At 48.8% G+C, this 15891-nt stretch carries 10 protein-coding genes and 1 pseudogene; 3 read left to right on the top strand and 8 right to left on the bottom strand.

Annotated elements, in window-relative coordinates; translation table 11 throughout:
- Nucleotides 1-191: 191 nt before the first annotated feature.
- The 5 genes from cobA to nirB form a co-directional block, all read right to left on the bottom strand.
- Entirely contained in the window at nucleotides 192-1082 is an 891-nt protein-coding gene (cobA, locus tag ACMYR3_RS07305) for a uroporphyrinogen-III C-methyltransferase (RefSeq protein ID WP_424195952.1), read from the bottom strand.
- Nucleotides 1083-1156: 74 nt separating this feature from the next.
- Nucleotides 1157-2149: a DNA-binding protein YbiB gene (gene ybiB, locus ACMYR3_RS07300; protein ID WP_424195950.1), complete on the bottom strand. Its 993-nt coding sequence runs from the start codon at nucleotides 2147-2149 to the stop codon at nucleotides 1157-1159.
- 92 nt (nucleotides 2150-2241) lie between these two features.
- Nucleotides 2242-5076 (bottom strand): molybdopterin-dependent oxidoreductase, encoded by a 2835-nt coding sequence (locus ACMYR3_RS07295; RefSeq protein WP_424195948.1) that lies wholly within the window; start codon nucleotides 5074-5076, stop codon nucleotides 2242-2244.
- Between the two features lie 8 nt (nucleotides 5077-5084).
- Nucleotides 5085-5441, bottom strand: coding sequence for a nitrite reductase small subunit NirD (gene nirD / locus ACMYR3_RS07290; RefSeq protein WP_424195946.1), 357 nt, complete (start codon nucleotides 5439-5441; stop codon nucleotides 5085-5087).
- Between the two features lie 67 nt (nucleotides 5442-5508).
- Nucleotides 5509-7938 carry a nitrite reductase large subunit NirB gene (nirB, locus tag ACMYR3_RS07285; protein ID WP_424195944.1) on the bottom strand — a complete coding sequence of 810 codons (2430 nt, stop codon included), beginning with the start codon at nucleotides 7936-7938 and terminating at the stop codon, nucleotides 5509-5511.
- Nucleotides 7939-8620: 682 nt separating this feature from the next.
- Here nirB and ACMYR3_RS07280 point away from each other — a divergent pair.
- Nucleotides 8621-9832, top strand: a complete 1212-nt coding sequence (locus tag ACMYR3_RS07280) for a nitrate/nitrite transporter (RefSeq protein WP_424195942.1) — start codon at nucleotides 8621-8623, stop codon at nucleotides 9830-9832.
- A 201-nt stretch (nucleotides 9833-10033) separates the two neighbouring features.
- Complete coding sequence (locus ACMYR3_RS07275; RefSeq protein WP_424195940.1) at nucleotides 10034-11737, top strand: protein kinase domain-containing protein; 1704 nt, start codon at nucleotides 10034-10036, stop codon at nucleotides 11735-11737.
- A gap of 227 nt (nucleotides 11738-11964) precedes the next feature.
- Here the strand turns inward: ACMYR3_RS07275 and ACMYR3_RS07270 are convergent, their stop codons facing one another.
- The 3 genes and pseudogenes from ACMYR3_RS07270 to ACMYR3_RS07260 all read right to left on the bottom strand — a co-directional run bounded on the left by ACMYR3_RS07270 (nucleotide 11965) and on the right by ACMYR3_RS07260 (nucleotide 14788).
- Nucleotides 11965-13164 carry a DUF1501 domain-containing protein gene (locus tag ACMYR3_RS07270; protein WP_424195938.1) on the bottom strand — a complete coding sequence of 400 codons (1200 nt, stop codon included), beginning with the start codon at nucleotides 13162-13164 and terminating at the stop codon, nucleotides 11965-11967.
- Nucleotides 13165-13185: 21 nt separating this feature from the next.
- Nucleotides 13186-13419: a hypothetical protein gene (locus ACMYR3_RS07265; protein WP_424195936.1), complete on the bottom strand. Its 234-nt coding sequence runs from the start codon at nucleotides 13417-13419 to the stop codon at nucleotides 13186-13188.
- A pseudogene (locus ACMYR3_RS07260) lies at nucleotides 13407-14788 on the bottom strand (DUF1800 domain-containing protein). The gene ACMYR3_RS07265 and the pseudogene ACMYR3_RS07260 overlap by 13 nt, the downstream one beginning before the upstream one ends.
- A gap of 716 nt (nucleotides 14789-15504) precedes the next feature.
- Here ACMYR3_RS07260 and ACMYR3_RS07255 point away from each other — a divergent pair.
- Nucleotides 15505-15852 carry an FKBP-type peptidyl-prolyl cis-trans isomerase gene (locus ACMYR3_RS07255; protein ID WP_424196405.1) on the top strand — a complete coding sequence of 116 codons (348 nt, stop codon included), beginning with the start codon at nucleotides 15505-15507 and terminating at the stop codon, nucleotides 15850-15852.
- The last annotated feature ends 39 nt before the right edge of the window (nucleotides 15853-15891 follow it).

The raw sequence follows: 15891 nt of genomic DNA, 5'->3' as shown, positions 1-15891 counted from the left end.
ACAGCGCTTTAAGGGTTGCTGTGTCAGCATAGTCACATTGAACAATACTGAACAGGGGTATTTTTATAACCCCTTATTTTACACACTTAAGCAAGTATTATTAGCTGATACTCCCTTTGAAATAAGGAAATATCGGTTTTGATAGCGCAATGAGTGCTAATTGAAAACAACTTGAAGAAAGTTCTGCTGAATTAAACGGCCTTGGCATGAACCAAGGTTTCAAAAGCACCGTCAACCGCCAAATCCTGAAGCTTGTCTGCACAACGCACCACATCACCAATCACAATGATGCAAGGACTGCCAAGCTGTTCCCGAGTAACTGTGGTCACCAATTCAGCAATGGTAGTGATGGTATGGCGTTGTTGCGGCAAGCTGGCGTGTTGGATCAAGGCGACCGCAGTATCAGCGGCCATACCACCTTCCAGCAAACCAGCTTCAATATGGGCAATGCGTGCAATACCCATGTATACCACCAGCGTCATGCCCGTGCGTGCCAACGCAGCCCAATCCACCCGGGCATCGTCAGACTTGCCATGACCGGTGACAAAAATAGTACCCTGGGCGTGATCACGATGTGTCAGCGGCACACCAATTGAAGTAGCCGCAGCCATGCCACTGGTAATGCCATTGATGACATCAACCTTGATCCCATAAGACTGCAAATGGGTGCGCTCTTCACCACCACGACCAAAAATGAAGGGATCACCCCCCTTCAAGCGCACAACTCGACGCCCAGCCAATGCCTCGGCAATCATCAAACGTTCAATAAATTCTTGCGGCGTAGATTGACAGCCACCTCGTTTGCCAACATGAACAATGCGCGCTTGTTGAGCAGCGTACTGCAATATTTCCGGATTGACCAAATCATCCACCAACACCACATCTGCACAGGCCAAGGCCTTGACCGCCTTGATGGTCAGCAAGTCGGGATCACCCGGACCAGCGCCCACCAGCGTGACTTGGCCAGAGGAAGATTTTCCGTCTGAACTGAATGCAGGCAAATCCAGCACCGAATGCTCATGACTTGCCCCATCAGCTTTGCTCACTAGCAGATTGTTAGGTACTGATTTGATTTCTTTCATGGTGCAATTATCTCAGTTAAGCCAAGGCTGATTTAGACAGAATTGGCATACTCATATTCAAGGCTGATGACACATCAGGCCACTTTTACCGCTGAAGTCTCGGAAGCTTGACTCCGCCTCAGTACATCTAAAATACCATTGACCTGTGCTTCAATCGGCGCTGGTACTGGCCGTTCACCACCCAGTACCGCCTGAATCCATACCGCCGTCGATACGGCATCGATCTGAGTTGGCAAGGCAGGCATATCGGTCAGTACACCACCTTGTGCGTCAACCAATATTTCCACCTGACCATCATGAAACCAGTCGATCTGTGCAGCACGCCGAGCACTGGCGACAGCTTCCCCCTCGGTTCCGCGAGACAGGAGCACATGGTCGTCATACTCAAGAAAATATTGAGTCAAACTTTTCAGATATTCAGGATGCGTGTAATTGACCAGTCGCAAAGCCTGATGACTGAATGGCTGCATGATCTTTGCCAGCATATGGCCTGAATTACGCACCCCCAAGGTACGCCGGATGGATAACAAATAGGCCAATCGTGGCGCCAGAATCTGAATCGGCAAGAAGGCCGGCTCACCACGATTTAAGTTGTCCACCGCCTCCTGAATCGAACGAGAAGGGGGCATGCCCATTGCTGTCATGACTTCACAAGTTGAGACCCGCCCCGGGTCATTCAACACCCCATGCACCAGAACGGGCACACCCTCCTGAGCCAGCAAACGAACCAGCAATGGCGTCAGATTAGGCAAGTTACGCGCACCGTTGTAGCTGGGAATCACCACAGCTTGTTTGTCATGGTTGAGTGTCAGTCGCTCAATGCTTTCGTGCATGGCCTCAGCAAAACCGGCCAACTCTTCTACAGACTCGCCTTTAATGCGCATGGCGAGCAGAATTGCGCCCAACTCCATGTCACTCACGGCACCTTGCAAAATAGCTGCAAATAAAGTGTGTGCGTCATCGCGCGAGAGGCTACGGGCACCTTTGGCACCGCGCCCTATTTCACGAATAAACGGAGCGCAGGCCAGTGGACTTATTGTTGTTGAGTTGTCTGTCAGGGTTGTCATTGCAGCGTTTCCATGTCTGTTTATAGTTTGATTATCTCGTATTGACTCAGCACGGATTGTGCCTGCAACGAGTAACTAAACAGACCACTCATTCAGGCCGCCTGCTGCGTCAGCATGACCAAACGCTTTAACTCTGGAACACACGAACCACAATTGGTGCCACACTTCAATTTTCCTTGCAAGCCAGCCAGTCTGACTTCGGCAGAGCCAGTACAAGTCGCCAGTACTTCATTGATCTCGGTTTCTGCCACATTAAAACAGGTGCAGACAATCTTGCCACGCGCCTTGAAACCTTGCGGTGGCTGACTGCTTGGCATCAAAAGAAAACGTCGTAATGCTGCTACCGACAAACCTTCTTCCAGATAACTCTTCAACCAGCCTTCGGCTTTCAGATCACCCACCAGAGCGACGGCTTCGAGTTTGTCATCACGAACCAGAATACGGCGGGCGTGACCCCGTTTTTTATCCTGGTAAGAAATCGTGTCGCTTGAAGTCAGGCCAAAACGGGTAAAAATTTCCTGTAATGACGTATTGAATTCATCATCAGCATAACTGGCGGCACGAAATAAAATACCGGTCCGTTCGCGACCAAACAAGACGCACGATGCAAAGGCAAAGCGCTTCATTAATGGGCGCAACTCGGTTTGCATGCGTAAGGCCTGTGCGGAATCCACATAAGCAAACACCAAAACCCGTTGTGGCAGCTCGGCCTTCAAAATCTTGATGGCCGCATGCTTCAATTCAGGTTGTTTGGAATAGGCATCAAATGCAGGATTGGTGAGCACATTCACTCCATAACTACCCTGCCCCTGATGGCCTTGCCCTGAAACAAATTCATCGCCCCAATGCATGGCAATAAAAGCCTGTCCCATGCGCACTTCATCAGAGGGTTGAATTGGCAGAATTTGACTGCCGCGTCGTGAAGTCACATGGACCAGATCACCGGCCTGCAGCATGCGTCGTTGTACATCAAGCGGATTCATCTGCACACAAGGTTCTGGCGCATGGGCAAACAATTGGGCAACCGTACCGGTACGACTCATGCCATGCCATTGATCACGCAAACGTCCCGTCGTCAAGGCTACGGGATAACGGGCATCGACTTTTTCAGCAACCGGCAGATATTTGGCCGGAAAGAATTTGGCTTTACCGGTGGCAGTTGGAAAAACGCCATCCTCGTAAAGCCGCTGCTTACCACGCTGGCTACCTTCGGGCATAGGCCATTGCTGTGGCCCTTGCTCACCCAAAATAGCATAGCTAAGTCCGGTGATATCTAGGTCACGACCACGCGTACTTTCGCGATGCTCATTCCAGATTGATTCGGCAGTCGGATAGTCAAACAAAGACTGTTTTGTTAATTTTTTCGCTGTCCCAGTGGGATAACCATACTGCTCAAACCGCGCTTCCAGTCGCTGTGCAAAATCGACCGCAATCTGCCAATCATGACGTGCCACACCGGGGCCTGGCACAGCTGGCCGAACGCGAGTGATGCAGCGTTCTGAGTTAGTCACTGAGCCATCTTTTTCACCCCAGCTGGTAGCGGGCAAGACAACATCGGCATACGCAACCGTAGCGGTATTGCTATAAGCTTCCTGCACAATCACCAGCTCAGCAGTTTCCAATGCCTTGCGTACCAAAGCGATATCGGGCATGGATTGCGCTGGATTGGTACAGGCAATCCAAATAATTTTGATCTTGCCTTCAGCAACAGCATCAAACATTTCCACCGCGCTCTTGCCTTGTGTGGCAGGTACGTCAGCAATTTGCCAAAGCTGAGCCACTTCAGCGCGGTGCGCTGAATTAGCCATGTCACGATGAGCGGATAGCAGATTGGCCAATCCCCCGACCTCACGACCACCCATTGCATTGGGTTGACCTGTTAAAGAAAACGGACCTGCGCCTGGTTTACCAATCTGGCCGGTTGCCAGATGAAGATTGATCAATGCAGCATTTTTAGTGGTGCCTTGGGCCGATTGATTCAAACCCTGGCAATAGAGCGATAAGCTGGCCTTGGAACGGCCAAACCAGTTGGCCGCCTGCACCAAGTCTTCTTCTGCAATACCACAGACTTCGGCCACAAACCTGGGCGTGTAGTCACGCACGATTTGCTTGAGCTCGGCAAAGCCTTCCGTATGAGCCGCGATAAAAGGCTCATCAATAGCGTCATCCCACATCAGTAAATGCAACATGCCATTAAAGAGGGCTACATCTGTGCCGGGCAATATTGGCAAAAAGAGATCGGCTTCCCGAGCCGTATCGGTTCGACGTGGATCAGCCACAATGATCTTCATGGCGGGATTGGCCTTGCGGGCCGCCTCAATGCGTCGATAGATGATTGGATGCGCAAAAGCGGTGTTGGAGCCCACAATGAAAATCACTTCAGCGTGATCGAAATCTTCATAGCAGGCTGGAGGTGCATCGGCACCCAGGGTTTGCTTATAACCAGCAACCGCACTCGACATGCACAAGCGTGAATTGGTATCGACATTATTGGTACCAATCAAGCCCTTGGCGAGTTTGTTGAAAACGTAATAATCTTCGGTCAGCAATTGGCCAGAGATATAAAAAGCGATCGAATCCGGCCCATGGTCACGAATCGTTTGTTCAAATTTTTCAGCCAGGATATCCAGTGTACTGGCCCAGTCAGACGGTTCCAGCACAGCATCTCTTGATTGCCGCATCATGGGCCAAGCAGCACGTACTTGCTCAGCCATACCGGGTTTGGCACTCAAATGCAAAGTACTGCCCTTGGTACACAGTCGACCATAATTGGCTGGGTGATCCGGATCACCCCGTACACCGGTGATGACCGGCTGACCAGCCAGCTCTTCAGTCTGGATCAACACGCCACAACCCACACCGCAATAACAGCAGGTAGAGCGAGTTTCCTTGACGACGGGGTTACCCCCTGGATTGACTTGATTCATGCGTGTGCTTAGGCTTCCACAGCCAGGGTTGTCAGCTCAGCGCGATTGAGATAAATCTGGCCATCTTCAATCTGTACTGCAAATTTTTGGCTGCAGCCTTCATCAGGTGCGACGGCACAACCGCTTACCAGTTCAATATTCCAGTTATGCAGCGGGCACGCCACCTTTTCACCAAACACAATCCCTTGTGACAGAGGGCCACCTTTATGCGGGCATTTATCGAGCAGGGCAAACACTTTGTTTTCAGTATTACGAAACACAGCGACTGGATGGCCTTTTTGTCGCTGCACGACACGTGAACCCAATACCGGTACGTCTTCTACGCCACACAGGGCGACCCATTCGTTTTGATTGATACTTGTCATGATCCTGATCCGTGATAAATCGATTAAATTTTAACTTGCTGGAAAAAGGCCACTCCGGCCAAGATGCTTAAACAGAGAGCGGCGTGAATTGACGCAAATCAACCTGCGCCTTATCAAAGTCTTTCCAGGGATCAGGCTCACCTTCCAGCGAGAACATCAAACGCTCATACAAGACTTTACGATTGGCGGCATCATCCAGCACTTTGGATTTCACGTAATCCAGACCAACACGACCAACGTAATGGACCGTGCGCTCCAGATACCAGGCTTCTTCACGATACAACTGCAGGAAGGCAGCCGAATATTCGAGCACTTCTTCATGGGTCGACACCTTGCAGAAGAACTGCGCGACATCAGTCTTGATACCACCATTACCAGCCACATACATTTCCCAGCCAGAATCCACACCGATCACGCCAACGTCTTTGATACCGGACTCAGCACAATTACGTGGGCAACCTGATACGGCAATCTTGACCTTATGCGGTGCATACATACGCCACAAAGCCAGCTCCAGTTCACGGCCCATCCGGGTTGAGTCCTGTGTGCCAAAGCGGCACCATTCTGATCCGACGCAAGTCTTCACAGTACGCAAAGCCTTGGCATAAGCATGGCCGCAAGCCATGTCCAGATCTTTCCATACGCCTTGCAGGTCTTCTTTCTTGACACCCAGCAAGTCAATCCTTTGACCACCGGTAACCTTGACGCTTGGGATCTGATACTTATCGACCACATCGGCAATACGGCGCAATTCAGACGAATTGGTTTCGCCCGCCCACATGCGAGGAATCACGGAATACGTGCCATCTTTTTGAATATTGGCATGAGCACGTTCATTGATGAAACGCGATTGCGGATCATCTTTCGCTTCATGTGGCCAGGTAGAAATCAGATAGTAATTAACTGCTGGACGGCAAGAAGCACAACCGTTAGGGGTACGCCAACCCATCGCTTTATAAACACCATCAATGGTCAACAGATGCTGCTCTTTAATGGCATCACGGACTTGCTGATGATTGGCTTCTGTACAACCACACATGGCCTTGTTTTTTGGTGAGGCCGTGTAACCGGCCCCTGCTGTTGAAATCAAAATCTGCTCAACCAGTCCAGTACAGGAACCACACGAAGCACTGGCCTTGGTGCACTTGCGCACATCATCCAATGTCAGCAGATTTTTCTCACGAATTGCTTTGACGATGGTGCCCTTGCTCACACCATTACAGCCACACACCTCAGCCGTATCAGCCATGGCTGCAGCACGATTTTCACCCGCATGGCCTGTATCACCCAGATGATGCTCACCAAACATCAGATGATCACGAATCTCGCTCACATCCTTGCCTTCGCGCAGCAGATCAAAGTACCAGCTGCCATCAGTGGTATCGCCATACAGACAGGCACCCACCAATTTGTCACCCTTGATCACCAGCTTTTTATAAACGCCACCATTAGGGTCGGACAAGGTGATTTCTTCATGATCCTCACCACCCATAAAATTACCGGCCGAAAACAGATCGATCCCCGTCACCTTGAGCTTGGTAGAGGTAACCGAACCTTCATAGCGACCAATGCCCATTTCAGCCAGATGGTTGGCGGCCACTTTGGCCTGCTCAAACAAGGGCGCCACCAAACCATAGGCAATACCGCGATGGCTGGCGCATTCGCCGACGGAATAAATCCGTGGATCGAAAGTCTGCATCGTGTCATTAACCACAATCCCGCGATTGCAATGCAGGCCGGCCGATTCTGCCAGTGCTGTGTTGGGGCGAATACCCACGGCCATGACAACCAGATCAGCAGCCACTTCCTGGCCATCGGCAAACACAATCTTGCTGACCCGACCATCCGGACCAGCCACCAATTCTTTAGTGGTTTTACCAATCAAAAATTGAATGCCACGATCTTCCAAGGATTTTTGCAGCAGTTTGCCTGCGACATCATCAAGCTGGCGCTCCATCAACCACGGTGCAATATGCACAACGCTCACATTCATACCGCGCAACTTCAAACCATTGGCAGCTTCCAGACCCAGCAAGCCACCACCGATCACTACCGCATTTTTATATTTGGTCGCCGTATCGATCATCTCGTGCGTATCTTTGATATCGCGATAGCCAATCACACCTGCCAAATCCTTGCCAGGTACAGGCAAGATGAAAGGATTGGAACCGGTTGCCAGCAACAGGCGATCATACTCAGCCCGTGTGCCATCGGTCGCCTCGACAAAACGCTCATTGCGATCAATCTTGGTGATGGTTTTGTTCAGATGCAGGGTGATGTTATTTTCTTGATACCAGTCCACATCATTGAGCATGATGTCGGCAATGGTTTGCTCACCTGCCAGCACGGGCGAGAGCAAGATGCGGTTGTAGTTGGCATGGGGTTCCGAGCCAAATACAGTGATATCGTAGAGATCGGGGGCAACCTTCAGCAGCTCTTCGAGTGTCCGAACACCCGCCATGCCATTGCCCACCATTACCAGTTTGAGTTTTTTCATAATCACGCAGCCTTATTCACGAATTCGCCAATCTGTCTTGCGACAGATCACCACAGTTATTAACAGTTCGGTCTGGCATCCGCCCTTGGACACCTACGCGACACAGCCAAGCTGTTGCGGCCTTCGTTGGCCACGCGCCTACTTCTTGATAAAAGCATCGCAACATTTAAGCCAGCAAGGAAATTCCTATGATAGTGCTATTAATTTCTATCAACTTGCCCCAAAAGTTGGCCTGCTACGCGTCTTTTACGGGCATTTGCCACCAAATTGGCACAGTTTCAATGAAATTATCATCACTTACGATATCCAACCAAGGTCATAGAAAAATCCTTAACAAGCGCACCATAAATCAATGAACCAGCTTGAAACATAATAAATAAGCCACACTCCTCATTTTGGTGCGCAAACTCTTGGGTTTGGTGCGCAGCATCATTCCACCTTAGGAACAGTTATTGCGTAGACAACCTTGCGCATAACGACGTGCGTCATTATTAGTAATTGGTTTTGTTCTGATTACTGTCCCCCGCTACGCAAAGCCGCGTGGCATCCACCCATAGACGGGTAAAGATTCTAGTTTGATCAATTGCACTTCAGCATGTTGCTTGCCTTGCTTTGGCTTGCCATGATTTCTGAAATGCAACTGGGTTTTGACTGTGGTTTAGCTTTCATATTTAGAGGATTCATGAAAACGTCATTCTTAAAGGCGGGTCATACGCCCACGCTGTTTTGCGCCTTCCTGTATTTCGACCTGAGCTTCATGGTTTGGGTATTACTTGGTCCATTGGGCGTGCAGATCGCCAAAGACCTGGGACTCAACGCAGCTCAAAAGGGGCTGATGGTGGCCACGCCAATTTTGGCCGGTGCCTTATTGCGTTTTGTCATGGGTCTGCTGGTTGATCATCTCAAACCCAAACTGGCAGGTGCCATTGGTCAGGTGATTGTGATTGCCGCACTGGCCTGGGCTTGGCTGGCGGGTATTCACAGCTATACCGAAGTGCTGATTCTTGGTCTGTTTTTTGGTGTGGCTGGCGCTTCTTTCGCAGTGGCGCTGCCTTTGGCTTCACGCTGGTATCCGCCGGAGCATCAGGGCAAGGCCATGGGTATTGCCGGTGCCGGTAATTCGGGCACGGCGATTGGCGCATTGTTTGGCCCAACGCTGGCCAATATCTTTGGCTGGAACAATGTGTTTGGTTTGGCGTTAATTCCAATGTGTCTGGTGTTTATCATTTACATGACTTTTGCCAAGGACAGTCCAGAATGTCCACCAGCCAAAACCCTGGGTGAATATCTCAAGGTGCTCAAGGACAAAGATGCCTGGTGGTTCATGCTGTTTTACGGCGTGACCTTTGGTGGCTTTTCCGGCCTGGCTTCCACACTCTCCATCTACTTCAACACCCAATATGGTCTTGACGCTGTCATCGCCGGTTATTTCACTTCGGCGTGCGTGTTTGCGGGCTCTTTGATGCGTCCCACCGGCGGTCTGTTGGCTGACCGGATTGGTGGCATCAAGTCACTGACCTTCATGTACATTTTTGCTGCCATCTTTTTGTTTGCGGTCAGCTTTGGTGTGGAATCACGCTGGGTTGCCTTGGGCTTGTTTGTCGGTGCCATGCTGTGTCTGGGTATGGGCAATGGTGCGGTATTTCAATTGGTGCCACAACGCTTTCGCAAAGAGATCGGTGTGATCACTGGCCTGGTTGGCATGGGTGGCGGCATTGGTGGTTTTTATCTGGCTTCCAGCATGGGTTATTCGCGTCAGTTGACTGGCAGCTATCAGGCTGGCCTGATCATTTTTGCTCTGCTTGCCGTGGTTGCCTTGATTGGTCTGACTTCCGTCAAAAATCGCTGGCGTACTACCTGGGGTGCCTCGTCAGTCACCAACGCACGCATCTAGAATCAGATTGAGGGCATGCCATTGTTCATGCCACTTATCCCATCCTGAATAACGCCTCCAGGCGTTTTTTAAGTCGGCCGGTCGCACGGTCGGCTTTTTTTTGTTTTATGGAATGGGTGTTTTATCTATCAGCATATCCAGGCATTCTTGCTATAGTGCCGAACTGAGTCACCCATACGAAAAATAATCTACTCAATCATCATGCCATTACAAATCCTGAGTGCCCACGCCTCCCAAGCCGGAGTTCGCGAAAAGAATGAAGACTTTGTCGGGATCGTGATCCCGGTCAATCGTGAAATGGATACCAAAGGTGCCATCGCCGCCGTCGCCGATGGTGTATCGGGTAGTGAGGGTGGTCGTGAAGCCGCCGAATATGCTGTGCGTGGCCTGCTCACCGACTATTACGCCACCCCCGAAACCTGGCAAGTCGCACAATCACTCGACAAACTATTAACCGCGACCAATCGCTGGATTCAAGCCCAAAGTGGCAGCCAAAGCCAGCGTCAGGGCATGGCTACCACGCTGACCAGTGTGGTATTACGAGGCCGCAATTATTACTTTGCCCACGTGGGTGACACCCGCCTCTATCTGTTTCGGCAAGGCAAGTTGATCAAGCTGACCACCGATCACGTCTGGGATCGCCCTGAAATGCAGCATGTGCTGACTCGGGCGATTGGACTGGACTCCAAGCTGTCCGTCGATCATGGTTTGGGTGATTTATATGTAAATGATATTTTCTTGCTGATCAGCGATGGCATCTGGGCCAAGCTCTCCAATTACGATCTGGAAAGCGCGCTGGACAAATTGCTGCAAGGCCACCTGACAGTGGAACAAACCGCTCAGCAACTGGTACAGGAAGCCCTGACGGCAGGTTCGGCAGATAACGCTTCAGCCATTGTGCTGCAGATCACGGCCTTGCCTGAATCCAGTCTGGCTGACACATTTTCAGAACAAAAAGAGTTACCTGTACCGCCTCATTTCAAGGTAGGTGATAGCGTCGATGGCATGACTGTCGAAGCCATTATTCATGATTCACGCATTACCCGGCTGTATCGCGTGCAAGACCCGGCCACACAGCGGCAATTGGTTCTTAAAACCCTGCAGCCCGATCTCGCTAAGGATGCTCAGGAACGGCTCGCTTTTGCGCATGAAGAATGGATCGCCAAACGCATTACAGCGCGCTTTTTTCCGCAAGTCATCAGCCGCGAATACAAGAGCTCGCTCTACTACCTGACTACCTGGCATGAAGGCACCACGCTGGAACAGCGTAGCGAGGATGGCTATCACTACACCGTACCCGAAATCATCAAATTGGCGACACTGCTGGCGCGCGCAGTGGGCGCATTACATCGGCGCAGCGTGATTCATCGCGACATCAAGCCTGCCAATTTGCATTGGGGCAAAGATGAAGAATTGCGTGTGCTCGACTTTGGCATTGCCCAATCAGGGTTGCAAAATGATTTGCTGGAGCGTACCCATCAGGCCGGCACACCCAGCTTCTTGGCGCCGGAGCAATTTGAAGGTACAGCGGCCAGCCGTCAGAGCGATATTTATGCGGTGGGCGTGACACTGTACTGGTTGCTCACACGTCATTACCCCTATGGCGAAATCGAACCCTTTCAAAAACCACGCTTTGGCGACCCCACCCCGCCCAGTCGCTATCGCCCTGACCTGCCCGCCTGGCTGGAAGGTATTTTGCTCAAGGCGTTGGCCGAACTACCAGAAAACCGTTTTGAAACTGCCGAGGAAATGCTGCTCGCCTTGGAGCGTGGGCCGATGGCCGGCATCAAACCCGTTGCTACCCCCTTGGTGAGTCGCAATCCGATGCTGATGTGGCAAGGCATTGCACTGAGCTCAATTGTGATCAATCTGCTACTGATTTTTCTGTTACTGGCTACGCATTAAACATAGCATCAACACAATCAAAACGGCGCAATTCCATCCTCCCTTATTGTTTGAATCTTGAAGATCAACATCAGCATATTGATCAAATGAACCCATGTCTGGGTCGCTCGATAAAACACACACGATAGCAATCGCGTTATGCAACGTCTTTCGACTCTTCTGATATAGCAAGTGATGCATGCAACTTAGTCATCCAGTAGCTGACAGGGTCAAATGCACTACAAGCATTAAGACCAAAAATTAAACTTATCAAAGTTCTTATATAAAATATCCGAACTGTCTTTATATCCCATCCAATTTTCAGCCATACTTGCGTACACACTTCTAAAATCAACTGTGTATTTCAGATTACCGCCCTCATCCAAATCAGTTAATGATGGAGCCTTGCCGTAGTGTCCACCCTTCACATTATGTCCAACGACATACATGTGATTGGCGGTTCCGTGGTCAGTACCCAAGCTGGTATTTTCTGCTGGACGGCGGCCAAACTCAGAAAAAATCATCACAGTGACATCATCTTGCCTGCCTAGACGTTTCAGATCTTTCATGAAAGCATCAATTGCATCAGACACATACATCAATAAACGTTGATGCACATTAGTTTGTTGAACATGCGTATCAAAAGCATTGTGCCTGTATGACGTATAAAAGATTCTGGAATTTATACCAGCAGCAATCATGGCCGCAACCTTATTTAGGCCCATAGGATTAAGACCGTAATCTATTGGCGTCCCATAATTGTCCCAAGCCGATTTAATTAATTGCGAAGAATTTTTAGCGTTAGCATCTGCTGCGTTCAAATAGCTTTTGATTTCAGAAGTTTCATTCATTGAGTTCTGCATATTTAAGATATCACGCGCCTGATACAAACCCTTCCGAGTAAATTTATCGGGATCATCGAACACCAGTGGCATATGATTTTTGGCCATTACCGCCAAAGACTGACGTTCATCAATATTTACCAAATAATTCGCCTGCATCTGTGGATCAATAGCATCGGCTAGACGTCCTAGCCAGCCATAACGCTCACCAGTATTTGGCGCACCAGTATGCCAATAAGCCATGGATGTAAAGTGCGACAAAGATGGTTGAGCGTAACCGCAACCATGAATAACTGCTACTTGCCCGTCCTTATATAAATTTTGAAAAGCCACCATACCTGGATTAAAACCATATTGATCATCGATTTTTAAAACTTTATGAGCAGGTATGCCAATACGAGGACGTAATTTGTAATAAACATCATTGGCATAAGGCACGAATGTATTAAGGCCATCATTGGCGCCAGACAATTCAACCACCACAAGAATTTTTTCATTGGATGAATTTTTAGCCAGAGAAACACTCGGCAATATGCTTCCGACTACCATGGTGCTCGCAAGTGACTGAATAAACTGACGCCTTGAGAATGAGTGATGATTTGTCATAGTATAAAGTCCAATGAGTACTCAATTCAGTTGATACGCTGGCAATGCCAAGATAACGTGCAATGCATTTCTTAAGGCATCCTCCATATATGTATCGGCCTTAGCCAGATCTTCCGTTCCCAAATCATTGGTTAACATCGCAGTCATTTTATTTTTTAAATCAAAATTAATCGGAACTAAAACAAATCTGAGCAAGAAGTAGTCAATTACCTCTCCTGTTGTTTTACAACCGGCTTTACGAATCATGGAAGACAAATCAACTCGGGCAGTGGCACGAGGAATCGGCTTAACTCGGTCAATCGCCGTCCTCCAGGCGACATAACTAGCCAACCCAGTATTGAAATCCTCTTCGCGATCACCTTGCATAGATACAGATACTGACTCCTTTCCATCTGGACGAGTTGCAGAAGAAACATCGACTCCCATGGCAAGTTTTTCAGCAACAGGAATGTTTTGATAGAAACGACTAGGCACTCGATCATGCGCCACAAAATTAATCGGAGAAATAATGTGTCATACACAAAATTACTTCGTACGATCAATAAACTTGGCGTGATCCAGCTCTTTCCTTCCGGCCAGCCCGCTACATTTGGCGGGAAGAAAAGTCTTTGCCCCATAGCATCCGTCGTCTCATTAAAGTCAACAATACCCGGCACTTCTTTTAAGCCCATTTTTTTATATGTAGAAATCACAAAGTCAACCGGTGATTTGATCTGACTTGCGAGTGACTCTTCAGAGTAAAAATCTTTTGAAGTGAAAATTGTTCTTAAGAATGGTGCAATCTCATAATTTGATTTTCTTAACAAAGCACCCAATTTCTCAACTAATTCAGGGCTAACCTCGTCACGCACAAAATAACGATACAGCTTGCTGGCCATATATTCAGATGTAGCCTTTTGACTTAAGATAATGTCAATAACTTGCTCACCATTGAAATTTCCTGTTTTACCTAAAACAGTTTTCTTATCGGCATCATGTTGCTCTGCCACTTGTAAAAAAGTTAAGTTCTTAAAGTTCCAACCAGTAAAAGCTCGCGCAGCTTCCTGAATATCTCGCTCTGTGTAGTGCCCCACTCCCATCGTGAATAACTCCATGATCTCTCGGGCAAAGTTTTCGTTTGGTGCGCCTTTGACGTTGACTCCCGCATCCAAGAAAACCAACATTGCAGGATCTTTGGCGGTGGCAATTAAAAATCACGATAGTTGCCTGTAGCTTTTTGTCTAAACAGCTCATTTTGTTTGAGCATTTTCCGATAGTCGCGTACCTTATCTTCAGTCGTCGCAAAATGCCCATGCCAGAACAATGTCATCTTTTCTTCTAATGGACGGTCGGTTTGCAACATTCTGTTGGCCCACCAATAACTAACTCGTTGGGTTTCCAACATGCTGGCTCTCAGCCAATAAAGATATTTATCAGCGACTTGTTGCAGGGGTCTGTTACCACTCGGCTTGACCTTAACCCCTATTGCCTCACCTGTCTTCTTGGCAAGATCTGTCGCTTCAGGTCGTGAACTAGGAAAGTTTTCAAAAGCTGGATCATAAATATCTGACTGATCAAATGCAGGTAAACGATCAGGAAATTGCTTGTAATTGACTAATTGACCTACCGCTTGAGTCGGCTTCATATTGGCCAACTTTTTAATTTCTTCCGGCGTACCACCAAAACCTGCACGATCTAACAAATGTGCCGCCTTTTGATAATTCCATTCTTCACCAGAAACAGGACTTAGATCATTTTTCCAACTTGTTACGTCAGTAGCGCCAACACCACCACTAACCATTAAGAAGAGGGCAAGTAAATATTTTTTACTAGGCACATATCTAATGAGACTCATATTTTTGCCTCCTAATGTAATCATTTTTCACCCAATTATTATCTATACAGCCTTACCAACCCACATCATGATAATCATGATTATTTCGTCTGTGCCTGTTCTTCAGGCAATTTGCCTGTATGCATTAAAATCATTACCGCTATCGTTAATCTGCGTTTTTACCTAAGTAGAAAAGCACTAAAGCTATTGGCTATTTGTTGGGCTCACGAACATGTAACCTCTAACCTGGCGAGCCAGTTTGCCAGGCTCGACAAACACTCAGGCTAGTTGTGGCATATATTCATCAATACATTGATAACAAACTCTCGAAAAATAGCTCACCTAGGCCAAAGCATCGCAATTGGGCTACACTTGTCGACTGGCTTGACCCACAAACAGGATAATCAATGCGTCTCTCCAAACTATTCATCAACCCATTATTGATAGCCTGTGTTGGCGCTGTCATTTTGGTTTCAACCACCGCCTGCTCGCAACAGCAGGCAGCTACTCCTCAGAAAGCGAGCACCATGTCAGAACTTATCATCACTGATGTCAAGGTCGGCGAAGGCGATACTGCCAGCGCAGGCAAACAGGTTTCCGTTCATTACACCGGCTGGTTGTACGATGCCGCTGCACCTGATCATCATGGTGCCAAGTTTGACAGCTCACGCGATCGTGGTCAGCCTTTTGACTTCCCACTTGGCGCTGGCCGTGTGATTCAAGGTTGGGATAAAGGCGTGGACGGCATGAAAATCGGCGGTCAGCGTACCCTGATCATCCCACCTGAAATGGGCTATGGCGCACGTGGTGCTGGCGGCGTGATTCCACCCAATGCCACACTGGTATTTGATGTTGAACTGCTGGGCGTGAAGTAATAAAAATCTGTCAGTTCACTCTTCAGTAAGAGACTAATT

The organism is Ampullimonas aquatilis, assembly GCF_049675895.1.
GTDB classification, from domain to species: Bacteria; Pseudomonadota; Gammaproteobacteria; order Burkholderiales; family Burkholderiaceae_D; genus Ampullimonas; species Ampullimonas aquatilis.
This window is presented reverse-complemented; position numbering and strand designations above follow the sequence as displayed.